The 22,884-nt window shown below is 60.3% G+C and carries 26 protein-coding genes; 20 read left to right on the top strand and 6 right to left on the bottom strand.

The annotated features are described in order from the left end of the window. Positions 1-4: 4 nt before the first annotated feature. From CQ020_RS11270 to CQ020_RS11260, 3 genes are all read right to left on the bottom strand, one after another. Positions 5-592 carry a TetR/AcrR family transcriptional regulator gene (locus CQ020_RS11270; protein ID WP_105691924.1) on the bottom strand — a complete coding sequence of 196 codons (588 nt, stop codon included), beginning with the start codon at positions 590-592 and terminating at the stop codon, positions 5-7. Positions 593-806: 214 nt separating this feature from the next. After that, positions 807-2,207, bottom strand: a complete 1,401-nt coding sequence (locus CQ020_RS11265) for an NAD(P)-binding domain-containing protein (protein WP_105691923.1) — start codon at positions 2,205-2,207, stop codon at positions 807-809. Between the two features lie 20 nt (positions 2,208-2,227). Beyond that, positions 2,228-2,608 carry a cupin domain-containing protein gene (locus CQ020_RS11260; protein WP_181151851.1) on the bottom strand — a complete coding sequence of 127 codons (381 nt, stop codon included), beginning with the start codon at positions 2,606-2,608 and terminating at the stop codon, positions 2,228-2,230. 420 nt (positions 2,609-3,028) lie between these two features. Between CQ020_RS11260 and CQ020_RS11255 the strand changes: the two genes are divergently transcribed. After that, positions 3,029-3,442: a cupin domain-containing protein gene (locus CQ020_RS11255; protein ID WP_258141838.1), complete on the top strand. Its 414-nt coding sequence runs from the start codon at positions 3,029-3,031 to the stop codon at positions 3,440-3,442. A 285-nt stretch (positions 3,443-3,727) separates the two neighbouring features. Next, a complete protein-coding gene (locus tag CQ020_RS11250; RefSeq protein WP_374955192.1) occupies positions 3,728-5,104 on the top strand; it encodes an APC family permease in 1,377 nt (458 codons plus the stop codon). Between the two features lie 93 nt (positions 5,105-5,197). On the opposite strand, the gene CQ020_RS11245 is transcribed toward CQ020_RS11250, so the two are convergent. From CQ020_RS11245 to CQ020_RS11235, 3 genes are all read right to left on the bottom strand, one after another. Then, complete coding sequence (locus CQ020_RS11245) at positions 5,198-5,638, bottom strand: hypothetical protein (protein ID WP_105691920.1); 441 nt, start codon at positions 5,636-5,638, stop codon at positions 5,198-5,200. A gap of 238 nt (positions 5,639-5,876) precedes the next feature. After that, positions 5,877-6,098: a hypothetical protein gene (locus CQ020_RS11240; RefSeq protein ID WP_105691919.1), complete on the bottom strand. Its 222-nt coding sequence runs from the start codon at positions 6,096-6,098 to the stop codon at positions 5,877-5,879. Positions 6,099-6,177: 79 nt separating this feature from the next. Next, complete coding sequence (locus tag CQ020_RS11235; protein WP_105691918.1) at positions 6,178-7,071, bottom strand: LysR substrate-binding domain-containing protein; 894 nt, start codon at positions 7,069-7,071, stop codon at positions 6,178-6,180. Between the two features lie 115 nt (positions 7,072-7,186). Between CQ020_RS11235 and CQ020_RS11230 the strand changes: the two genes are divergently transcribed. From CQ020_RS11230 to CQ020_RS11160, 18 genes are all read left to right on the top strand, one after another. Continuing rightward, on the top strand, positions 7,187-7,951 hold the full coding sequence (locus CQ020_RS11230; protein WP_024818126.1) for an enoyl-CoA hydratase/isomerase family protein: 765 nt from the start codon (positions 7,187-7,189) through the stop codon (positions 7,949-7,951). A 17-nt stretch (positions 7,952-7,968) separates the two neighbouring features. Continuing rightward, positions 7,969-9,561 (top strand): acyl-CoA synthetase, encoded by a 1,593-nt coding sequence (locus CQ020_RS11225; protein ID WP_105691917.1) that lies wholly within the window; start codon positions 7,969-7,971, stop codon positions 9,559-9,561. Continuing rightward, on the top strand, positions 9,558-10,880 hold the full coding sequence (locus tag CQ020_RS11220; protein WP_105691916.1) for an MFS transporter: 1,323 nt from the start codon (positions 9,558-9,560) through the stop codon (positions 10,878-10,880). Before CQ020_RS11225 ends, CQ020_RS11220 begins: the two co-directional genes overlap by 4 nt. 211 nt (positions 10,881-11,091) lie before the next feature. Then, positions 11,092-11,559, top strand: coding sequence for a DUF6301 family protein (locus CQ020_RS11215; protein ID WP_105691915.1), 468 nt, complete (start codon positions 11,092-11,094; stop codon positions 11,557-11,559). Next, a complete protein-coding gene (locus tag CQ020_RS11210) occupies positions 11,531-12,457 on the top strand; it encodes a hypothetical protein (RefSeq protein WP_146116652.1) in 927 nt (308 codons plus the stop codon). The genes CQ020_RS11215 and CQ020_RS11210 overlap by 29 nt, the downstream gene beginning before the upstream one ends. A gap of 194 nt (positions 12,458-12,651) precedes the next feature. After that, a complete protein-coding gene (gene mpaB, locus CQ020_RS11205) occupies positions 12,652-13,674 on the top strand; it encodes a daptide biosynthesis RiPP recognition protein (protein WP_105691913.1) in 1,023 nt (340 codons plus the stop codon). Positions 13,675-13,733: 59 nt separating this feature from the next. Beyond that, complete coding sequence (mpaD, locus tag CQ020_RS11200) at positions 13,734-14,963, top strand: daptide-type RiPP biosynthesis aminotransferase (RefSeq protein ID WP_258141835.1); 1,230 nt, start codon at positions 13,734-13,736, stop codon at positions 14,961-14,963. Then, a complete protein-coding gene (gene mpaC / locus CQ020_RS11195) occupies positions 14,960-16,183 on the top strand; it encodes a daptide-type RiPP biosynthesis dehydogenase (protein WP_105691911.1) in 1,224 nt (407 codons plus the stop codon). Before mpaD ends, mpaC begins: the two co-directional genes overlap by 4 nt. Beyond that, positions 16,180-16,320, top strand: a complete 141-nt coding sequence (locus CQ020_RS24175; protein WP_181151850.1) for a hypothetical protein — start codon at positions 16,180-16,182, stop codon at positions 16,318-16,320. Before mpaC ends, CQ020_RS24175 begins: the two co-directional genes overlap by 4 nt. A 64-nt stretch (positions 16,321-16,384) precedes the next feature. Beyond that, positions 16,385-16,510, top strand: coding sequence for a daptide-type RiPP (locus CQ020_RS24475; RefSeq protein WP_257613941.1), 126 nt, complete (start codon positions 16,385-16,387; stop codon positions 16,508-16,510). Positions 16,511-16,563: 53 nt separating this feature from the next. After that, positions 16,564-16,701 carry a daptide-type RiPP gene (locus tag CQ020_RS24170; RefSeq protein ID WP_181151849.1) on the top strand — a complete coding sequence of 46 codons (138 nt, stop codon included), beginning with the start codon at positions 16,564-16,566 and terminating at the stop codon, positions 16,699-16,701. Positions 16,702-16,785: 84 nt separating this feature from the next. Beyond that, the gene (gene mpaM, locus CQ020_RS11190; RefSeq protein ID WP_105691910.1) at positions 16,786-17,604 is read left to right on the top strand and encodes a daptide-type RiPP biosynthesis methyltransferase; all 819 of its coding nucleotides are present in this window, start codon (positions 16,786-16,788) and stop codon (positions 17,602-17,604) included. Next, on the top strand, positions 17,601-18,848 hold the full coding sequence (locus CQ020_RS11185) for a YcaO-like family protein (RefSeq protein ID WP_105691909.1): 1,248 nt from the start codon (positions 17,601-17,603) through the stop codon (positions 18,846-18,848). The genes mpaM and CQ020_RS11185 overlap by 4 nt, the downstream gene beginning before the upstream one ends. A 41-nt stretch (positions 18,849-18,889) precedes the next feature. Then, positions 18,890-20,518, top strand: a complete 1,629-nt coding sequence (gene mpaP, locus CQ020_RS11180) for a daptide biosynthesis intramembrane metalloprotease (RefSeq protein ID WP_258141834.1) — start codon at positions 18,890-18,892, stop codon at positions 20,516-20,518. Then, the gene (locus tag CQ020_RS11175; RefSeq protein ID WP_105691907.1) at positions 20,515-21,225 is read left to right on the top strand and encodes an ABC transporter ATP-binding protein; all 711 of its coding nucleotides are present in this window, start codon (positions 20,515-20,517) and stop codon (positions 21,223-21,225) included. Before mpaP ends, CQ020_RS11175 begins: the two co-directional genes overlap by 4 nt. Continuing rightward, on the top strand, positions 21,222-21,971 hold the full coding sequence (locus tag CQ020_RS11170) for a hypothetical protein (protein ID WP_181151848.1): 750 nt from the start codon (positions 21,222-21,224) through the stop codon (positions 21,969-21,971). Before CQ020_RS11175 ends, CQ020_RS11170 begins: the two co-directional genes overlap by 4 nt. After that, on the top strand, positions 21,972-22,664 hold the full coding sequence (locus CQ020_RS11165) for a hypothetical protein (protein WP_105691906.1): 693 nt from the start codon (positions 21,972-21,974) through the stop codon (positions 22,662-22,664). Positions 22,665-22,695: 31 nt separating this feature from the next. Next, on the top strand, positions 22,696-22,881 hold the full coding sequence (locus CQ020_RS11160) for a SoxR reducing system RseC family protein (RefSeq protein WP_105691905.1): 186 nt from the start codon (positions 22,696-22,698) through the stop codon (positions 22,879-22,881). The last annotated feature ends 3 nt before the right edge of the window (positions 22,882-22,884 follow it).

Genomic DNA, 22,884 nt, shown 5'->3' with positions numbered 1-22,884 from the left:
TGCCTCAGACTCCCGCCTTGATCAGTAGCGCATCCAAAGTCATGAAGAACAGCGCGCGGTGATCTGCCGCCGTCGGGTCCGTCAAATACTGAAGAGTTGCTCCGTCGTAGATCATCAGGAAAGACCGCACGAGTGCAGGGATGCCGATAAGGCATTCGTCGCCGTTGCTTTCCGCCGCGGCAGAGAAAATGTCCCCGAGTTCCACTTCGTAAGCGGGATAGATTTTCGCGGCCAGCGGGCTGACGGGAGCATTCCGAGTCGCCCACAGAATGAGTTCAATCTCAGCAATGAGACTGGCAGGTTCCTCTTCGAGTGCCCGCCAGTAACCTTCGGCTACTTGTTCCACAGCCTTGCGAAGGCCTAGGTGGACAGGGACTTCACCGGAAAAACTGCTGAGATTCTTCAGCCAGGCCTCGGCGGCTGCCTCCATGAGCTCGTCCTTACCGCTGAAGCAATAGTTGGCCGTAGCCAAAGGAGCATTGGCTTCTTTGGCGATAGCCCGCATGGTCACCGACTGGACGCCCTCGCGCCTCATGAGTTCCACAGTTGCCGCTATCAGCTGTTCTTTTCGATCTTTTGCGGAAACCCGCATTGCTCACTCCCCAGTCTCACGATTCGGCCCCGCTGGGGGACCCCTCTTAAGACTATTGCTTGGAGAGTGCAAAGTTGCTCCTCTGTTGTGAACGACTGACCTATTCGTCATCAAGACGCGACGGGTAGGTAGTTGGGGCGCGGCGGGCCGCCGCCTGGTAGCCAAGGCGGCGGCCTGCACAGGGGAGGTGCTATCCCCGAGCGATGCGGCCCAGCTACCTGGCGGTTACGGTCTCACTGAGATCGTCAGGGGAGACGTTACCGAGATCCTGGGAAGGGCCGTTCAGGTACCGCTCCAACGAGTCATCCATGGCGTTCAGCCAGCGGGTGTGGTGCTTGGTGGCCATGGTGCCGGTGACCACCGAGCGGTGGAGCATATCGCGGTAGCCCAGAATGTCGTCGTGTTTGTGATGCATCCAGTCCTTGAACAACTGACAGACAGCATCCAAATCGAACGGCGGGTAGTCGGTCGCGGCTATGAGTTCGCGCAGGTAGTCCGTCTGGAAATCGGCTTCTGCATCATGGTCCGGCAGCGCGGCCAGACGCTGGAGCCAGTGCTGGATGTCGGCCTCACGCTCAGCCAAGGGTGGCAGATTGATCCGGCCGGTCATGACGTCACGGGCAAACCAGGCCTGAGCATCGAACATATTGAACGTGTAGTACTGGTCCTGGGCGCCCAGGTAGAACAGATTGGTGTTCTGCTGCCACACCACTCCTTTGTAGAGGCCAGCCGGGTACAGCACGTTCGGCGACTTCAACGACAGCCCGCTGGGCAGGAACGGATACTTGTGTTGGTATCCGGTGCAGAGGACGACGGCGTCAAAGTCGTCTTGGGTGCCATCGCTGAAGTATGCGGTGCGCCCCTCGAAGTGCGTGACCAGTGGCCGCTCCACCGTTGTCCCTGGCCAGCGGTAGCCCATCGGCGCAGAGCGGTAGCTTAGCGTGATGGACGCGGCGCCCATCTTGTGGGCCTGCATGCCGATGTCCTCAGCGGAATAACTGCTGCCGATCATGAGCAGCTTCTTGCCATAAAAACGCTCGGCACCGCGGAAGTCGTGAGCGTGCAGAACCTCGCCCGGGAAGGTCTTGATGCCCTTGAACTCGGGGACTGCGGGAACGGAGAAGTGACCGGTGGCAACCACCAACTTGTCGAACACATGGGTCTCGGTGAGGTTCGTCTTGAGGTCCTCAACCGTCAGCGTGAATTCCTGTGTGGCCTCGTTGTAGCTGGTGTGGCGGGCAACGCTGTTGAACCTGACGTACTTGCGGACGTCGGACTTTTCTACTCGTCCCTTGATGTAATCGAAGAGAACTTCACGGGGCGGGAAGGAGGAAATGGGCCGGCCGAAGTGCTCGTCAAAAGAGTAATCCGAGAATTCCAGGCACTCCTTGGGCCCGTTGGACCACAGATGGCGATACATGCTTGAGTGCACTGGCTCGCCGCGATCGTCCAGACCAATACGCCAACTGTTGTTCCACTGTCCACCCCAGTCATCGCGTTTCTCGAAACACATGATTTCGGGGATGGTGGCGCCCTTTTGACGTGCTGATTCAAAGGCGCGCAGTTGTGCCAGGCCGCTGGGTCCGGCACCAATGATTCCGACTCTCAATGCCACGGTGTTCTCCTGTAGTTGCTTTAGGCTGCGAAATTGCGATCGCCGACGAAGAACCCCAGTGCATAGTCAGGGGTCTCGAACTTGACGGTGGTTCCCTTGGGGAAGAACAACACGTCGCGCTCTTTAGCGTGGGTGGTTTCTCCGGTGGACTGGTCCGTGAGGATGAATTCGCCTTGGACCACAACCTTCATCTCGTCGTAGGTGTAGGTGTACACCAGCGGCTCCGAGGCTTTGAGTTCAAAGAAACCCGCACACATGACTGAGCCGGCAGGGTTATGAAGGGAATCACCGATGGCAGCGATGGATCCCGGCTCGTTCATTGAGGGCAGGCCGATATAACCGCCCTCCACTTTATGGATGGATCCGGCTGTGCTGAGCGTTCCTACGAGGGTGGTTTCCATGATGTCTCCTTGTTAGTGGGAATGAATTGTGGAATTACGGTATTTACGGCATGGCAAAAGCCGAAGATTAATGAGATGCCCTGTAGGGCTCAAGGGAATTGCGGCCAGACCGAACGTTGCGTCGGTTTACAGAATGTTTACAGAAGGCCGGCGAAGCTCCCGTGCTGTGATGTCAGTCACGAGAGCTCACACCAAAAAGGTGACATGAACAAGCGTGCAAGTCAACCGTTCATGTGATTATTTTTTGGATTTTCGGTCGTAGCCGTAATGCCGCACATTGTTCGTGATGAACCATTGACTTGAACAGTCGTTCGTGTCAAAGTTGGCACCGCCGTGACCTACGTCACTGCATCGCGATCCAGTCTGGATTCGACGAATCATCCCGCAGCAGACGGCGGGCCTAGAAAGGGTGAAATATCCATGTCAACTGCCGCTTCTTCTCAGCCTCTGACGCCCGTAACAGCGGAGAAAATCGACCTCTGGCCGGGGAGTGCCATGAAGCCCATGAAAGCTGAATGGCAACGATTGCGCTGCAGGTTCATCAACGCTGATCCCGTGGGCAGTTGGGATGAATTCATCCTGTCTGAATGGGAGTTGACGTCCTGCGGCTGGGAAGACTTCCACCCGCACACCGAGACCAATTTCGTCCTCGAGGGAGAACTGCACGTCGAGAGTGAAGGCAAGACAGTCATTCTGAAACCAGGCGATTCTGCGCGGGTGAACCGCGGGCAACTCGGCACCTACTGGGCTCCCGTTTACGCGCGAATGCTCACCGTCTACGGACCCAACCCGCGTGGAGTGGACTCGCATTCCTTCAGATACTTCGAACTCTAAGTACCCGCGGCCCACGCCGCTCCATGCCTCAGCTCGCCTATAAGAATTTTGCGCCAGGCGAACTCCTGCCCTCTTGGGCTTAATCCCGGTAGCTGATTCCCGGGAATCCATCCCGTCATTGGACTGAGATGTCCCGGGTTTCATCGCTATTCACAGGAGAATCTAATGAGTGAAAACAGTTTGCCCCTTGCGAACGATCTAAAAAGATCAATCGATTGGAAACAGGGCTTATCAATTTCGCTGGGGGTGCCACTGCTGATACTGCCTTCTTTGGGATACATTCCAATGTACTTATCCGCCGCGGCCATAGTTATCTGGGGTTTGTCCGTCATTCAAGGCTTCATGCAAAACGCTGCCTACGCCGAAATGGCCACCACTTTTCCCAAGGCCTCAGGGCTTCCCGGTTATGCGCAGCACATATTTCGGACCGAAAACTACAAGGGTAGGTACGACAAGGGCAAGCTGATCGGAGGGTTCAGCGCCTGGAGCTACTGGTTCGCCTGGAACCCGGTGCTGGCAATCTTCTCCATCCTGGTGGGAGGCTACCTGCATGGGTTGTTCCCGGTGCTGGCGGCGACGTTCACCTCATACCAGCTCTCGTTGCTTTCAGGTCTGGTGATATTCACGGGCCTGTTCGTGGTCAACTGGTTTGGCCTGAAGGACGGCGCAATCTTGGGTTACGTGCTGGCAGCGGTTTCCTTGCTGCCACTGGTCATCTTGTCTGTGGCACCCTTTGCCACCGGACATGTTGACTTGGCGAACATCACCAGCAATTGGCTGCCGGCCGACTGGGCCTGGGACATGCACCACGTCCTGATCCTCTTTGGCATCTTCGCCATCGCACAGTGGAGCGCCTGTGGCTGGGAAACGGCCGCCATCTATGGTCCGGAGTACAAGAACCCGGCCAAAGATGTCCCCAAGGCGCTGTTTGCCTGCGGCACCATCTGCTTCTTCTCCTACGTTCTGGTCCAGACAGCAGTGATCGGAGTCCTGGGCGTTGACGGTGTAGCGGCCGAACCAATCTCGCCGTTGATTCCAGTAGCCCAGGCTGTCTTCGGCAATGCCGGCTCTGTCATCACCATCATCATGCTGATCGCTGCGATGGTCCTGATCATCCAAACGGCTTACCTGGGTTCCTCCCGTGCCATGCACTCAATGTCGGCCGAAGGAAATCTCCCCAAGGTCTTTGGCAAGACCAACCGCCACGGCACCCCGTTCATCGCCTTGCTCGTCACTGCAGCATTCAACATGGTCCTCATCTCGATGGGATCCATGGCGGCAATTCTCGCGGCGGCTGCCATCGGCTACACCTGCGCTAACGGCATCAGCCTGTTTGCCTATGTAAAGGCCGTCAAGCATCCAAGTCTTGCCAGCCTCGAACGGCCCTTCAGGGCACCCAAAGGCTGGAAGCATATCGCCATGCTTTTCGGCCTTTTCAACCTTCCGCTGTGCTTGGTTGGTGTGGTGTACCTCAACAGTCTGGAGATCGGGTGGACCTCAACATGGCTGGGCTTCATTGTTCTGGCCCTCTACATTCCCATCTGGTTCTACTCCCAGGGCGAATCCAGGCGCTCGAAGCGTCGGCAGGCCAGCACTCATTCTTCGGATCCCGATCCGGACAACGATGCGGCTGACTTGGACAAGCTGCCGACCATGACGTGAGCCCGCAACTGGCCGCCGTCGAAACGCTTTAGCGACCTCCATTCCCGAGCGCCCGAACTCTGCAGCGTGGTGGCAGCGTGGTGACATCACCTGTCAGGGCCGCTTGCGGCTCGCGATCACGTCAGAGAGCTGCTGAACATCCGCGGGGTCCGCGTCCGTGGCCAGTGCGACGTAGTGATCCATGACGGCAGGCCGGTAGCGCACTGGCAACGTCTGCCCTGGGGCAAGTCGGGTGAGAGCGGTGATAGTTAAGCTTTCGTCTGCGATACCGCGAAAGAACGTACCGTCGGCGGTCTCTACATCGAACATCATGACAATGCGTGGGTTGTTGTTGACCTCGCGCCAGTCGACGAGGACTCCGAGCGCAAGCGTCCCAGTACGCAGTTCCGCAATGCGCTTCCGTGCTTCACTGCTCAGGAGTGGATTCGGGGCGACTCCAGGGAAGGTGGGACCGACGCCCAGCGACTCCCGACTCAAGTCGGGCCTGAGCTGCTCCACCAAATTGTTGAGCTTCTGCTTCTTCCAACCGAACATCCTGACCTCTTCCCCACACCGGTGCCGGAATTTCGTCGCTTTGCTTCGCCCTCACCGAGATTGTATGTCACGGCTATTTCCGGTTGGCCCCCACTGGGGCAGGAATCCGGGGAGCCTTTGAACAAACCTCTCAAACGTCGAAACCATACCGCCATCGGTATAGTTTCGACATCGCAATTGTGAATGGCGCCCCGCCCCGGCCTCCGAGCGGAAGTGTTCGCGGGCGTCGGGGTCGGCGTTAGCTCGGTTTGCGGTCACGCAAGACCGGATGAACCTGGACCTCGAGTCGGGTTTTACGGTGCTGGGAAACTATGGCGAAAATTGAAATGACGATCGCGGTGACGCCGAGGCCGATACCGAATGCCGTCACGGCACCGTACATCGGCCAAAAAATCGCGAACGGTACGTACCCTGCCAGGAAGATAGCAAGGCTGCGAAGGGTGCGAGAGTTCGCTTTCATTTGACGACACTAACACGGCCCTCTTCGGGAGATGCGAAAGCCCCTGCACCATCAAATCGAGATTCGTCGTGGCGCAGCATCACTCATGCCCGCCTGCTTGCAGCCCCGCCCCGACTGCCGCAACAAACGCATCCGTCTCGGCTGACCTCCTGCTCTTCAACCACAAAGCCGATGTTCGCCACGCCAGCGGATCACCAACAAACGGCCGCCACACAATCCCCAAAGGCAACGGCGTCCACGGCTCCTCGTTGAAATGCACCCCGCGGCCGGCCATGATCAACCCGTGCGTGAAGTGTTGGTTCCGGGCATGAACAATCGCTGCAGGCAGGTACCCAGTGTCCCGGCACGTTTGAAGGAACGAGTCGTACAACGTTGGCGCCATGTGCCGCGGGAAGATGATCAGAGGATTCCCGGTAAGGTCACCCAGTCGCACAGAAGACAAAGCAGCCAGTGGGTGCGAAGCATTCAGCACCACCCCGAGCGCCCGGGAGAACAACGGCCCTGACTCGAAACCCACGCTGCTCAACGGGTGACGCACCACCGCAACGTCCAGTTCGCCGTCGCGCAGTCGTTCAACCTGCTCCACGGTGGTGAGTTCGTGCAGGTTGAGCAGAACATCGGGCGCAGATGCGGCAAAAGAAGAAACCATCGTGGACAAGGCAACCGGGTTCGTGTCCGGCGGCACCGCCACCTGCAGGATGCCCGACGCTCCAGGCCGGATGCGCCGCATCGATTCCTGCGCCATGGCCATGTGATCCAAGACCCCGCGGGCATGTTCCAACAGCAACGCGCCTGCCTCGGAGAGTTCGACGCCGGTGCGTCGCCGATGAAACAGCAGCACCCCGAGCTCTTTCTCCAGGTCTTTGATCCGCTGCGACAGTGGAGGCTGGGCCATGTGCAGACGCTGTGCTGCCCGCCCGAAATGAAGTTCTTCGGAGAGGACTACGAAGTACTTGAGATGGTGGAAGTCCATGCCGCACCATATCAGTTTGGTATCAAGACGAGTAGATATTGATGTTAGACGGGTCACAATTACTGATGGTCAACTGGAACTCAAGAAGCCCCAAACGACCCAAAGGAATCACCCAATGTCTCAGGACGTCCTCTTCGAACTCATCGACTCCACGGCCATCATCACCCTCAACCGCCCGGACAAGCTCAATGCCTGGACCGAAGCAATGCGCGGCGAACTCATCGGCTACTTGGAAGGCCTGAAGGGCAACGACGAAATCCGCACGGTCATCCTCACCGGCAGTGGCCGCGCGTTCTGCGCCGGGCAGGACCTGGCCGAGACCGCGTCCATGAACCCCGAGGATCACGAGTCCGCAGAAGCTTGGATCGACGGCTTCGACCGCCTCTACCGCGCCGTCCGTAACCTGGACCAGATCACCATTGCCGCAGTCAACGGAGTGGCCGCCGGCTCCGGCTTCCAATACTCACTGCTCGCGGACCTCCGCGTCGGCGACTCCAAAGTCCGCATGGGCCAGCCCGAAGTCCTCTCCGGCATCCCGAGCATCACGGGCATCTGGGCCATGTGGAGCATCCTCGGCAAATCCAAGACCTCCCAATTCGTCCTCACCGGCGAGCTGGTGGATGCTGCCGAGGCACAGCGGCTCGGCCTCCTTAACTACTTGGCGGACGACGGCGGCGTGCTGGCTTACGCCAAGGACCTCGCCTCCCGTTTGAGCCTCCTTCCCCCGGGCGCAGTCCGCCTGACGAAGAACCGCCTGCGCAGCTTGGAAGACGATGACCTCGCCGATGCGATGGCCGAAGCCAAGCGCGTTCACCGCGAGGCCTATGGCACCGGTGAACCGCAGCGCGAGATGGCCCGCTTCCTTGCCGGCCGCCGCTGAACGGACGGAATAACATCATGAAAACCGCAACCCAAGACCGCTACACCGAACTGCGGAACAGCCACCGCTGGGAGGTGCCGGAGTTCTACAACATGGCCGTCGACGTCGCCGACCGGCACCCAAGGGACAAGCGGGCACTTATCCTGGAGTCCGCCGTCGAAGGTCAACGCGAGGTGAGCTGGGGCGAAATCCAGGACCGATCCCGGCAGATCGCAGCCACCCTCCAAAAAGCCGGCATCAAGAAGGGCGATCGCGTCGCCGTCCTCCTCCCTCAGCGTTCCGACACTCCGGCTGCGTATCTCGGTGTGCTGCGGACCGGCGCCATCCTGGTCACCATGTCCCTGCTCTGGGCTGCCGAGCCGATCCGTTTCCGGCTGGAGGACAGCGGTGCGTCGGTGATCATCGCCGAGGAGTCCGCGAAGCACCTCTTCGGAGACTACGAGGGCACGTTCATCGACATCGACAGCCCGGCCATCACTCAAGCACCCACCGAGTTCCAGGACGTCGAAACCAAGGCCGACGACCCCGCACTCATCTTCTACACCTCGGGCACCACCGGCCGGGCGAAGGGAATCGTCCACGCTCACCGCACGCTGCTTGGCCACAATGAGTTCGAGTATTGCCACCAGATCGGCGACGGCGACGTCTTCTATGGGGCAGGGGATTGGGCGTGGTCGCTCGCCAAACTGATGGGTCCCCTCCGCCTCGGTGCCACCCACTTGGTCTTCCGACCCAACGGTGGATTCGACCCCGTAGCCCTGCTGGACAGCATGAGCCGCCACCGCGTCGCCAGTGCGCTGGTCAACCCGACGTTCCTGCGCAAGATGCGCGAAGACGTGCCCGACGCCGGTACTCGCTTCCCGCTGTCCCTGCGGACAGTTTGCTCGTCCAATGAGCCGCTGACGCCGGACCTGATCACGTGGTTCGAGGGGCAATACGGGGTGACGCTGCTGGATTACTACGGTTCAACTGAGTCGTACCCGCTGCTGGGAAACTACCCGGACGTGCCGGTGAAGCCAGGCTCCATGGGCCGCCCACTCCCTGGATGGGAGGTCCGTCTGCTGGACGACAACGAGCAGGAAGTTCCCACTGGCGAGACCGGCGAGATCTGCCTCCGGTCGCGCTCCAACCCCCAATTTCCCTTGGGATACTGGAACATGCCGGAGGCGTCCGCTACCGCATTCGGGGGCGGCTGGTACCACACCAAGGACCAGGCCTATGCGGACGACGACGGCTATGTCTGGTTCCTGGGGAGGACCGATGACGTCATCAAAACGTCAGGCTACCGAGTTGGACCCTATGAGCTGGAGGCGGTCATCCGCGAACTCGATCCCGTGCGGGACGTGTCCGTCACCGGCGTGCCCGACGAGCTCCGCGGCCAGTCCATCAAGGCCTGGATAGAACTGATGCCCGGTCACGCTGGGGGAGCGGAACTGAGCGAAACCATCGTGGCGCACGTGAAGGAGAACTTCTCCCGCTTCGCGTACCCACGATTCATTGAATACGTCTCCGCGCTGCCAAAGTCGGCCACCGGAAAAGTCCAGCGGGCCCAGCTCCGCGAACTCCCACACGTTGTAGCCTCTCCCCGCCTCGAAGGACAACAATCATGAATACGATGACCGAGAAAGTTGCAGACACTGAGTCTTCCCCCCGGCGCAGCCTGAAGCGCGTCGCCGCGGCAGCCGCCGTCGGAAACTTCGTGGAATGGTTCGACTCCGCGGCTTATGCGGTCATGTCCGTCACCATCGCGAAGCTCTTCTTCCCGGATTACTCCACGACGGCGTCACTCCTGGCCGTGTGGGCGATCTTCGCCGGCGGATTCATCGCCAGGCCGCTCGGGGCAGCCTTCTTCGGACGCTACGGTGACCGGATTGGCCGCAACAAGATGCTGGGCCTGTGCGTGCTGATCATGAGCGCGGCGACGTTCTGCATCGGAATCCTGCCGACGTTTGCGGTGATTGGCGTGTGGGCTCCGATCTTGCTGTTCCTGTTCCGCGCGGTTCAGGGGTTCACCACCGGTGGTGAGTACACGGGGTCCTCAGCGTTCATTGTTGAATACGCTCCGGAAGGCAAGCGGGCGACGTACGCCAGCATTATCCCGGCCACTGTTGGCCTGGCTTCTGTAGCCGGTGCGCTGCTGGGTGTGGCGATCACTTCCACGTTGAGCACTGCCGACTTGCATGCCTGGGGTTGGCGGATTCCGTTCCTGCTCGCTGCGCCGCTGGGTCTGATCGGGCTGTATATACGGTCAAAGGTTGACGACACCCCGGTGTTCCGTGGTCTGGAGAAGACGGGCGAAGTGGCAAAGCGGCCGTTGGGCGATGCCATCCGCATGTGCTCCCGCCAAATCTTCACCCTGTTCGGATACAGCATCACCAACGCCATCGCTTACTACCTGATGAGCAGTTACATGATCGCGTACATGACGTCGAGCCTCGGCTATTCATCGGCCGAATCCATGATCACCAGTGTGATCACCATGCTGGTGTACACGGCAGTCTGCCCGCTGGCCGCCCGTGCCAGTGACCGGTACGGCCGCAAACGGATGCTGCTGGTGGCGTGTGTTGGCTTCGTGGTGATGACCATTCCGGCGTTCTCCATCATGCCGCTGGGTCTCGGTTTCGCGATCCTGGGGACGAGTGTTCTGGGTGCCCTGGTAGCCGTGATTGGTACATCCAATGTTCCCGCGCTGGTGGAGATGTTCCCCTCCTCGGTCCGGGCATCCGGCTCGGCCATTGGTTACACGCTGGCGTACGTGCTGTTCGGCGGAACCGCTCCCTTTGTTGCCACCGGGTTGGTAGCGGGTTTTGGCTCACCCTTGGCCCCGGCCTTCTACCTGATGGGCATGGCATTGGTGTCGGCGGTGGTTGTGGTCCTGTTCTTCCGCGAGACGAAGGACCTGTCTCTTTCGCGGACCACGGTTCTGTAGGTCTATTTAGCCTGACGAGGACAGGGCGGGTGCGTATCAGCGCCCGCCCTATCTTCTTGCCACCGGATACCCGTTGCCACCGAGCGGTCGGCACGATCGCCACGGGCCGGGATCAAACTCGTCTCCTAAACTGGATAAACCTGCCGAATTCATCACGGCAAAGGCTCGGAATTGGGGACGACGCGTGAAACAGCCCGCAACTTGGAAAGCAATGCCGCCAGCCGAGGTCTGCGACCTCATGGACTTCTGGGATGCCGCCGAGTGGCCGCTGACGCAGGAGGAGGTGCAGCGCCTCGCCGTCGAGCGTTTCGGCTGGAGCATCGAGGTGGAAGATGGCACTCCCTACTTGATGAATCATGTTTCAGGCTTCACCATCCCGGACGTTTCGACGATTGGGAGCAAGGGAGACCTCAGCTACATCAGCTTGCGGATATCGGACGTGATTCGTCAGATCACACCGGAGTCCACTGAATTCCTGGGTGACAATTTTGCGCTCGTGGTCCGTGTTGGCCAGCAGCGCTGGGGAAGCCCACATATCCGGAAGTTCGATGGCGGGGAGTCGGCGAGCTGGCTACAGCCCTCAGGCGCGCGCGTTACTGTGAACCTCAATCCGAAGAGTCTCAGCGCAATGTTCCACACTCCACAAGGCGTTGAGCTCGATCGGAATTCGGGGTACTGACATGGCCGGTGACAAGGACAGCTCCGGCAACCGACCGCCGTCGACCGCTCTGTCGGCAGGAACCTACGCGCTATACGACGGCGTCAAGGTCCGGCTGGATCGACGCGGCCAAGGCTGGGTACTCCGGGCCGATGGACGGACTCCTGGATTCACCCGGAATGAGCACGGCCAGTACGTGAGACTCATCGCCGTCGGTGATCCGCTGGAACTGGAGTGCTTCAGGCTCAAGTACCACGGCACCTACCGAGGCCTCGCCTTCGAGGTCCAATCGCCTGAAGGGCCGGTCATGGCCTGGACGCGCGACTCGAGGTCACTTGCTGAGGGCTTCACGCAGGTTGATCGTGGCGAGTACATAAAAACCATCCCTCTGGACGATCCGGACCTGGAAATCACCACAGTCAGGACCCCTGTCCCGACGCCCTGGGTAGATCCAGAGATGCCAGCCTGGAATGACTACAGGGGCCGGTTGGTGGAGGCGTTTCGCGCTACTCACGATCGCGTCGTCGTCATCATTTCCTCCGCTGCAGACCCCAAGCGGTACGTGCAGTTCGCCTGCCAGTCCGGCGTCCTGGACGCCGAGGCTCCCGGTGCGGACGTGGTGGCGGACGCCAAGGAACAGATAATGGCCGACGCCGGATGGTCGGCACCGGGCGCTGCTCAACCAAACTGGACTTCTTCGCTTGAACTGCCGGCGTTGACCACCGAGTACAAAGCTTTGGCCGACCGTTGCATAGCTGCCCTCCGTCACTCCTATGGCATCGCGCGCCCGTCAGATCTGGTCTACAGGGCATGGCGTGAGCCGGAGCAGATGCCCGCCGGAGTGACGTGGTCCGCGGAGAGAGTCAAGCAACTGGATCAGGGATCGAAAGCTGTGGAATTCCCACGCCTCAGCCGCTGACTCCCACCACCTAGACGCCCTCCAACCACCCACTAGGTACCCCTAAATTTGCCCCTCAGGAGCCCTTTTCACCACCTAGTTGATTAATTCCGCTCTGTGGCACCCAAACCCACCCATAGTGTCCTACTCGAAACGCGATCCCGGATCATCAGCCGGGGCAGCGGCAGGACAACACAACTATTGGGGTTGGGGAATTGAAGCTGAGTCAGCAACAGAGCATTGCCGCCGCCGTGGATCAGTGGATCACAGGGGTAACCGGACGGATTGCGGGTCACGTCATTTTTGTTGAGAATCCCGAGCACACTGATTACGCAAAGACGCTGGCCGGTGAGGGCTCTACTGTTTTGGTTTTGAACGGGGACAAGGCCGACCAAGGCATCGTCCCGGTATCGGGGTCCTTCGATGCCGCTGGGGAAGAGCTGTTGGTGGATGGCACCCTCAGTTTGGAAATCCAAGACTATGTGGCCATCCCTTTTGTGAACCTCGTGGGCGTGACGTTAGTCAGGATCACCACAGAGGAAGACTGGCAGGCCTTTTTCGACGACGCAGACGAGGCTTTCCGTTCCGGCCATTTTGTCCAGCAACTCACAGAAGTCAACGCTGTCCTGGCGGAGCGACGCCTGTTGAGCGGGGCTGCAAAGGACAACCTGCTGCTGACCCGGCTTCACATCACGTGGGATGGTTCCGTCAGGACCGGGCCCTATGGAACCAAAATCGGCAAGGTGGGTGATTCGCTGCCGGATATCAGAGTCCGGGCCCTTTCGCTGAGGCCGGAGTCCGCCGTCGCCGCTGTCCATTACCCCGACGACATCCAAGAATCCCTTGAGTCCAAGCCCTGGATCCCGCGCTACCTTGCCGCTTTGGATGCTTGGAAGTTCATCCCCCGTGAAGACAGGGCCACCACAAGCTTGGTCGGATTCGGCGTCAGTCTTTACGGCGCCACACTCAGGGATGACGTACCGTCGGCGAGCGCTCCCTTTATCTTGAAGCGGGCAGCAGAACACACCCTGCTGGACACGAAAACCGGCCGGCTCTTCACCATCGGTACGGATGCTGCTGCCATCATTGAGGCCGTCTCCAATGAGAGGGACATCAAGGTTGCCGCCAGGGTGGTGGCACCCGCTCTCAAGGTTTCAGCTGGTGTGGCTGAAGGCGCAGCCAGAGCAGTGGTCACGCACTTTGACCAACTCGGCATCGACATCATCGGCGCACGCTGATGACGGTGGTACCCGTTCTTCCAACCCCACGAACACAACTTCCACTCTGGGTTCCGCTGGTGACTCAGCACTCCTTCGATGAGGCCAGCTACACGGCAGTCAGCGCCGACGGCGTCCACGTCACCTTTGAGGACGGCCGGCAACGGATCTGCGGAAAGAGTGGTCTGTGGAACACCAACCTCGGCTATGGGAATCAACAGATAACCACGGCCATTGCCAAGGAACTCCACACCGCCTCCTACCTTCCCCTTTTCCGCACGTCCCACCGGAAAGCTGTGGAGGCCGCAGGGGCTCTTCTGACTCTGCCTGCACACAGCTTCCAGCGGGTGGTGTTCTCCACCTCCGGGGGTGCGGCCAACGATGCAGCAATGAAGCTCGCCCGCCACTACTTTGTGTTGAACGCGCAGCCGGAGCGAAAGCTCGTAGTGGGACTCAACGGCAGCTACCACGGCCTGACGTATGGAAGCCAAGCCCTCAGCGGCGATGAATTGGGCCAAGCACTTTATGGCGTGGACCGGCGCAATATCCGCCACGTCAGATTCGACGACAACGGCGCCGAATTGAGCCGCCTCATTCAAAGAGAAGGCCACAGGATTGCTGCAGTCATCCTGGAACCGGTTCTGGGTTCAGGCGCGGAGTCGGTGCCGGACGCTTTCGTTGAGGAAGTCATTAAGCACCGGGACCAGCACGGCTTCCTTCTGGTCGCGGACGAGGTTGCCACCGGTTTTGGCAGGGTGAACGGCTGGTTCGCCTCCGATGCGTGGCCCCAACAGCCGGACATCATTGTCACGTCCAAAGGCCTGACCAATGGCACCAGCGCATGCGCAGCACTCCTGGTAGCCCAACGTGTAACCCGACGCTTCGACACAACGGAGGCCGTCTTCGTTCACGGAGAAACCCAAGCCGGAACCCCGGCAACATGTGCCGCCATCCTCAGCACCATCGCCGAGATGAAGCGGCTGGACCACCACACCCTGAACAAGCAGGTGGCGGAAAGCCTCAGCAACCTCATGGAGGAACTTCAACGCTTCCCCGGCGTAGGCAACTCAACCGGCCGGGGCTGCATGCGTGGCCTGAAGCTTCACTCCAGAAACGGCATGCCCCTCCCTTCCGAGGGAGTCCTGGACGTAGTTAGGAGCATCCACCAGACCGGCGCCATAGTGCAGCCAGGGCCTGGCCGGATCCAACTGTTGCCAGCGCTCACCTACACCGAAGAGAACTTCGAAGAGCTCCAGGCCGCAATGAAAATCGGTTTGGCGTCGGCTGAACGGGACGGCGTCTTCGAATGATTGCCGATCACGGATTGAGGACCCGTTGCGTCATATCCGACGACGGCATGACACCCAAGTACATGGGCAGCCTCACCCGCGGGAGAACGGGCTTGGTTGTAGATAAAGAGCTCGAAGTACACCGCAACAATCTCCTTGAAGGTGACCTCAAAGGATCAGCCGTCCTGGAACTGACCGCAGCGCCAGTCACCGTGGAAACGCTGAGGAAGGTCGGCAGCTTCATCCGCGAAAACGGACTTCAGACCATCGTGGGACTAGGTGGCGGCTCAGTGCTGGACGCAGTAAAACTCGCCGCGCTATTCACCGCCGACCCTGGTCTGACCGTATTTGCGGAGCGTCACGCCAAACGCTCCGGCCTGTTGGTGTTGCCGCCCATCACGAACCCCAGGGAACGTCCCAAGACCGTTCTCATGCCGTCCACAGTGGGGACCGGCGCTGAAGTCAGCGCTGTTGCGTGCCTGGACACCGCCGTCGGACGCCGCCTGGTGGCCTCGCCAAACTTGGCAGGTGACGTTGCAGTGCTCGACGCCGGGCACCTCGCCACCCTGCCCAAGTATCTGGTTTTTGAAGGACTCCTTGAAGCTCTCCTGAGAGTGGTTGGAACCATGGTCGGCAGCCAGCGCAGCATCTTCGACGACGACGGCCAGGTCCTTATCCAACGGATGGTCCGTTTGGGAGAGCGATTGACGCTGCACGACGCGCCGGAGCTGAGGCTGACCGCCGCCCGCCTCAGCATGGAGACGCACACAGGATGGGCCCTCATGGGCCGTAATCCCTACGGGGCGAGGCACTGGTACCTCGCGAACGAGCTCGCTTATGTGACTGGTACGCGAAAAATGACGGCGACAGCCTCCGTGATCGGTCCCATCTGGGAGGAAATCGCTAACGGCGCAGCAGCCTGGGGTGACCGGCGACGCCTTCAACAGCTGTGGGCCCTGGTCACCACGGCAGTCCCAGACCTGGACAGGGAACCAGCTCCTGGCATCAACGATCTGATGCGCCGGTGGGGCATCGCCGGACTCGAGGCTATCAGCGGGGAAACGCTGCTCCGAACCACGGAGGCCGCCATCCGAAATTGGGGCGGAGCGCTTCCCATGCTGCGCGGCGTTGACGCCGCGCAGATTCACCACGTCCTCACCGCAGCGGCGAGAGGACACCACGTCTTGTCAGGCCCCATGGGCGATCTACGAGCGGGCAAGAGGGAGGAGGTGAGTACATGAACAGCACAGCACTCAAAGCCTTGGACCTCAACATCCAAGAGCTGGAGGCCATGGATGTCCCGGATGACTGGGACGAACGAATCAAAGGCATCACGGCGGGACTGGCCCTGGTGGGAATCGCCGTAGGCATCACCTGATCACCCCACCCATCAAGGTCAAAGAGCACACCGTCAACGAGCACACAGAGGGAGGTGAAAACGAATGCAAAATCAGCTCAACATCTCCGTTCAGGAGATCGAGTCGATGGACACCCCGGACTTCAACAACTGGTTCATCGGTGTGACCCAAGGAGTCGCCATCGGCGTGATCGCCGTCAGCATCACCTAACCCCGGTTCCGTCCGCATCCTGAAGATCCACATCCAGAAGAAAGGAGAAGTCAATGATCGCATCCTCGAACCTTCAGCTGAGCATCGAAGAGCTGGAAAACCTCGACACCCCGGACGATACGCCGTGGTACATCCGCGTTGGTGACGTCATCATCATCGCCGGCGTCGTCGTCGGCCTCGCGGCTACCTAAGCCAGTGCACGCGGGTGGTGCCATGTTCGCCACCACCCGCGTGAGCCCCAGACCACAACACCACCTCCTGGAGAACACGAGCTGATGAACACTGCACTAGATGAGACCACCGACGCCATTTTGCGGATTCTTGGACACGTCGATCCGCCTGAGGATCTTTATAGTGCTTCGGGATCGCGCCTCTATGACCAGATCACCGCGAACGATCTCACTGAGCTTCCTGAGATCCTGGCGGCCGCTCGAAAAACCTCCGGCCCCATCTTGGAACTTGCAGCAGGCTCCGGAAGGATCACGCGGCCTCTCCTTGCTTTGGGGCGTCCCCTCACCGCCGTCGATTCGTCACAGGAGATGTTGGCGATGCTCAAGGAGAAGGCCCTCACTACAACGTTCAACCCCCGCCGCGTGCAGCTTGAGTTGTTGGAGGCGGACATGTCCCGCTTTGAGGTGGACGGCGGTTTCGGTTGCGTGGTTCTTGGTGCCAGTTCCATCACGCTCCTGGATCCGGCCGGCCGGTGGGAACTGTTCCGCAGGGTGCGTGAATGTTTGAGGCCGGACGGACGATTCCTGCTGACCGTCCTGAATGCGGACAACCATCAAGCCCCGGTCAGCAATGGCGGGCGCTGTACGGTTTCGGCCCTGGGGGACGATTCGTTCCTGATCACCGCGGAAGGCCGGGACGCTGCCAACGGAGCGCGCCACGTAACCATGATCCATGTCAGCTTCGGCCTGGACGGGACCTATCGGTCCTCCGCATACGCGAGCGACCTCGCCTTTCTAAGCAACAGCCTCCTTGAGGAGGAGATCGCTGCCGAAGGACTCACCATCCTGGAACGGCGGCCGGTACGGATGGCGTCACCAAGCCCTGATGTGCATGACGTGGAGCTATGGGTTTGCGGCAAATGAGCGTAGATGCCGTACGAACACTCCACCCTTCCTTGGGACTGGTGTCAGAAGCATCCGTCTACGTACCCAATGAGGTGGGGCTGTGGCGAACCGTGGGGCGATTAGCCAATAGCGCACCGGGTGCTCAGCTCGCTTCTGCCGTAGGCGCCTTTGACGTCACGAAGCGGGCGTCCTTGACGAGAGGGGCGGGTGAAGCGGTTGAACGATTCGCGTTGGTTCCCGTCCCGGCAGATTCCGAACGTTTGCTGGCCCGGAGCGGCAGCCTCGACACGAGAATCGATTTTGTGGGCGCCGGTCTAGGATGCGCGTCGGCCCTCGACTGCGACTTCCCCTGGTACCGGGCCACTGATCTGCTGACGGGAGACCCCACCCTGGTGCCCGCTCCTGTTGTGGACTACACCCCTGGACGCGGACAGTCGAACCCCTGGGATGGATACTTCGACCCCTCACCCAACGGCGCAGCCTCCGGACCCTCGGAAGCCTTCGCCCAGCGCTCCGGCATAACCGAGGTAGTAGAACGGGATGCCTTCCTTGCAGCGTGGCGGCAAAGGACCCCGCTGGAAAAGTTCGACGCCGAAAGCATGCCCGTGGCTACCCGTCAGGCACCGGAAACCAGGGGACTTAGTCTGCTCCTGATTGCTGCCCGGGCGGCCGGCGTGGAACCCACCCTTGCCTTCATTCCGAACAAAGACGGCCCGCTGTTGACCGCAGTTTGCATCATTACGGAGGAGGAGGGGCCCGTTGGCTTTGGCGCCGTGGGGCTCAAAGCAGACTCGGACCCTGTGATTGCCCTCAGGGGAGCGCTCCAGGAAGGGCTGCAAATCCGGGAGCTCTACCTTGCCCGGGCACAGTCTGCCCGTCCGGCTTCGGCCGGGCCACACTCCGAACTGACGGATGCGCCGGTGGCGGATGCACCGGTGACGGACGACGACTCCCGTGCTGACTTCTGGACAACAGCACCGGCCATCGCTGAGTTGCGGCAGTGGGTTGGAACCTTCACATCGTCCTGCTTTCCCGGAAGCCACCCTGCGCCTGACGTGGATGTCCTGGTGCAGCATTTGGCTGGACGAAACATCCGCACTCACTGGGTCAACCTCACCCATAGGCTTCCCCCAGCGATCCAGGAGTTGGGGTGGGTGGCCGGCAAAGCCATCTGCCCCGGGGCTGTCCCTTTGACCATGGATGAGACCAAAGGGCTGTTCGTCACGCCTGGCTGCCCTTCAACTCCGCATCCATTGATATGAGCAGGTGGGGGAAGACTACGCGCGGTGAGCTTGAGTGGCCGGTGCAGCTCGCATCGTATGCATCCGTTGATGTGCCGCTGCAGGAGGGCGGGCCGTGGATCGTCGCCATTAATGGTGTGCCGAAAGCGCGGGTCTCGTCCGACGTCGCCGATGTCTTGAAGGCTGTGGATGGTGACATGCATCCGGCCCAGATCGCGCAGCTGCTCGGACCAGTCTGGACGCCTGCGGACGTGGAAGGGATTGTGCGCCAGTTGGCGCACACTGGAATTTTCGACGACGGCGCGGGGCCGGCTGAGACTCGACGGGTCCAGTTCCGGCCACCTTTCACCGTGCAATTCACCCTTTTCAATCCGGCGCCGCTGTTGGAGTCATTCCGCCCGGTAGTCGCAGCGATGATGAGACCGGCTGGGGCCGTCGCAGCACTGTTGCTACTGCTCAGCGGATTGATCGGTGCGTTTTTCGCGGGGCCCAGCATGTGGTGTGTCCTCTCGACGCCACTTCCTTTGGAGGCCTATCTGTACGTGGTGGCAGCGATGTTCGTGTCCACGCTGCTGCACGAACTGGGTCATGGCATGGCGCTCACTTACTTTGGCGGCACACCGCGGCGGATCGGGATCATGCTGTTCTACCTTTCGCCGGCCTTCTTCTGCGACGTTACCGATGGGTGGCGCTTGAGTTCCGGAAAGCAGCGGGTGCTCGTCGCCCTTGCCGGACCGTTGGTGCACGTTGCCCTAGGGAGCATTGCCATGACGGTTCAGGTGTTTCTCCCGGACTCGCCACTGAAGGACGCCGCCGTGCTCTACGGGATGATTTGCTACGCCGTGGCGGTGCTGAATCTCTTTCCCTTCATCAAATTGGACGGCTACGTAGCTTTGATGTCCGCCGTGGACCTTCCCCACCTCCGGAAGAAGTCGATGGATGAGTCGGCCGACGTCGTCCGTTCACGCGTTCTCGGTTCCCGGCGCGCTTCCCAAGACTTGGGCTACCTCCCGTGGTTTGGGCTTGCGAGCTTCCTATCAGGAATTGCCTTCATGGTGATCGGTTTCCAACGACTCGTGCCGATCTTCCTGCAGCTTGGCTACGTGGGGCATCTTGTTGTCTTCGCTGTCCTTTGCCTGCTGCTGGTGATGGCTGGCAAGGGTGTCTTCCGGTTTTTCCGTGTGGCAACCCTGCAGGGAAGCCCGGCATGGAGGCGGATCCTTGTTGTCGGTTTGGGAGTGCTTGGTGTCGGAGCACTCTTAGCGCTGGCGCCCATGAGGTCCGTGACCGTAGCCGGCTACACGTATGCGGACGGCCAATTGCGCATCGTGACCCCGCTGCAAGGTTCCGGCAAGGCATTCGAACCCGGTGATCATGTGACATTGCAATCGCAGGGAATGATCATCCACGAAAAACTGGGCCAGGCCGCCATTGGTGACCCGCCGCCGTCGAACTCCATGGCAACGCTGGACACCATCGCGCCGATCGCCCTGGCCGGCGACAACCTGCCAGTCCTTGCCTATCCAAGCGAATTGGAATCAGGCATGAACCTGTCCTCCTCCGGACGAGCCGAAGTGACCAGCCAACGGGAGCTCAGCCTGGGGGAGTGGCTGTGGGAGACGGCCATGAACTCGCCGCTATGGCCGGGACAGTCCGGGCAAACCACCGAATCCACGAGGGGGAACTCATGACAATCCACGCCAGTTTTGAGGCATTCAGTAAGAAGCGAGGATCGCGGTTCGCTGTTGAAGATCTAACTTTCGATGTAGCGGCCGGACGGGTGGTGGGCCTGATTGGTCCCAACGGGGCCGGAAAGAGCACCGCGCTCGCAGGGCTGACAGGCCTTGTGGAAGCCACGTCCGGCCGCGCAACCGTCTTCGGCCTTGACTACCGGACACTGCCCAAACCCGCCACCAAAGTTGGCGTGAACCTGGACGGCATGGACGTGGAGCCTGGGCTGACGGGACGCCGGCACCTGCAGATCTGCCGGCTCGCGTCGGGAGCTGAGCCGGGGAGCGTAGAGCGCGTCCTTGAGTTGGTGGATCTCGCTGCCGAAGGAAACAAGAAGGTACGGGACTACTCGCTGGGAATGCGGCAACGCCTGGGAATTGCCTCCGCTTTGGTGGGCAGCCCGGAATTGCTGGTCCTTGATGAGCCTGCCAACGGCCTGGACCCTGAAGGCATCCAGTGGCTGCGGAGGTTCCTCCGGGAATTCGCCGCGTCCGGCGGGAGCGCCCTGGTCTCAAGTCACCAGCTCATGGAGTTGGAACAGGTTGCGGATGAAGTGGTGATTCTCAAGCAAAGGACGCTGTTTCGAGGCACCCTCGAGGAAGCCAAGGAGCTCGGCGGAGGCAGCCTGGAATCCGCGTATTTCAAGATTCTGGAGGGCTCCCGGTGAAGGGAGCCGCGCTAAGTTCCTTGGCTGGTGGGCTCCGTTCAGAGCTCCTCCGGTATGTCAGTGGTTATTCAGTACTCGGCATCCTGGCATTCACCGCACTGGTGCCTTGGTTTGTTGCCAACTTCCTGGGCTGGCCAAGTACTTCGGAAGGGCTATCTGCGGCGTACAACGTCCAAACATTTTGGGCCCTTTCAGCGAGTGTTGTACCCGTGGCCATGTTCGCAGGAAGTTATGTGGTCACGCGGGAGTCCTATTACGGAACCCTTCGACGCAGTGTGGTGATGTCAGGACTGACACAGGTGCTTACGGCCAAGTGCGTGGCCGCAACGGTTGTTGGTCTTGCCTCGGTCATCACCGGAATAGTGCTGTGGGGCGTCAGCATGGCGTTTTCGCTACCCCCTGGCGTGTTGGACCAACTGCTGGCTGCCGAGTCCTGGAACCACGTGCCAGGAGTGGTGCTTGCCTCAATCATGGGTGCGTTGTGGGGTTGTTCGCTGGGTTGGATCATTCGGCACTACTACGCGACGACGATGCTCACCTTGCTGATTCCACTGGCCCTTGAAGTGCCCCTTTTGGCAAGTGCACCTGAAATAGCCCGTTGGCTTCCCTCCGGAGCTTTGGCGGGAATAGCGTCCCTGCCCTTTGAAGGTCTTCTGAACCCGTTGCCGGCCTTCCTTGTATCGCTTGGCTGGCTCCTCGCTGCCGGTTCAGGTGCGGTGCGACTTCTCCAAGGGAAGGAGTTGTAGATGGTGTCCGCCTTTCTCTCTGACATCAGAAGGCCTTGGTTGTGGCTGGGATCAGCCATTTGTGCCCTGCTGGTGCTGGGGCTCGTGGGTGTACTCCTTGGGATGGCGAGTCTGGAACTCCAGGAACCGCCGGGAATTGACCGCGTTCTCCGGCAAGCAGGTTTGTCCCTCATGCTCACGGCAGCTGCGGTGACGGGGTCCTTCTCCTTTACCTCGGATTATCGGACGGGGTGCTTCACACGGAGGGTACTGCTGTTCCAGCGTGGACCGGCGTTCGCTGCCCGGGCGGCCAGCACTTTTCTGTCGGCCCTCCTGGTTGGCGCAACCGTGGGCGCGATGTTCGGAGCGTCCGCAGGGATCTTGGCCGGAGCATGGGGATTCAGCGTTCAATCAGTCCTGGCGTTCGCGGGCACGGCCGCCATGGGAGCGCTATGGGGCTTAGCCATCGGATCCCTTATACGCAGCCACCTGGTGAGTCTTTTTGTGGTGCCCCTGAGCCTGGTGCTTCCGGAGCTCCTGGCTGATTCGTCAGGGCGCGCCGGACAGTACCTCTTCCCCGTCTTGGCCGCCGAATGGGCTGAGCAAGTAGCAATCCACATACCGGCTTCAGGTTCTTTTACTGGAGCCGGTATGTGGCTTGTAGTAGTTACAGCGGTTGCGTTCGGGATGTTCCTGAAGCGGGATCTGGCATGACATTTCATCTACTTCAATTAAGGAATTCGCAATGAACCGCAGTCCGTTGGTTTGGCTCTTTCTGGCATTGGTCCTGGGCACCTATGCTGTGTCCATTTTCGTCTCCGACTCAGATCAAACGTGGTGGTCAATTCTGTCCGGAATCATCATTGCGGCCGCATCATTGCTCACGCTGTGGAGGTTCGGCCGGGAGGTCAGGAAGAACCGACAACCCTAAGCA

It is taken from the genome of Arthrobacter sp. MYb23 (assembly GCF_002979775.1).
Taxonomy (GTDB): Bacteria; Actinomycetota; Actinomycetes; order Actinomycetales; family Micrococcaceae; genus Arthrobacter.
Note: the sequence above shows the minus strand (reverse complement) of the source record. Positions and strands in the feature narration are given on the sequence as shown.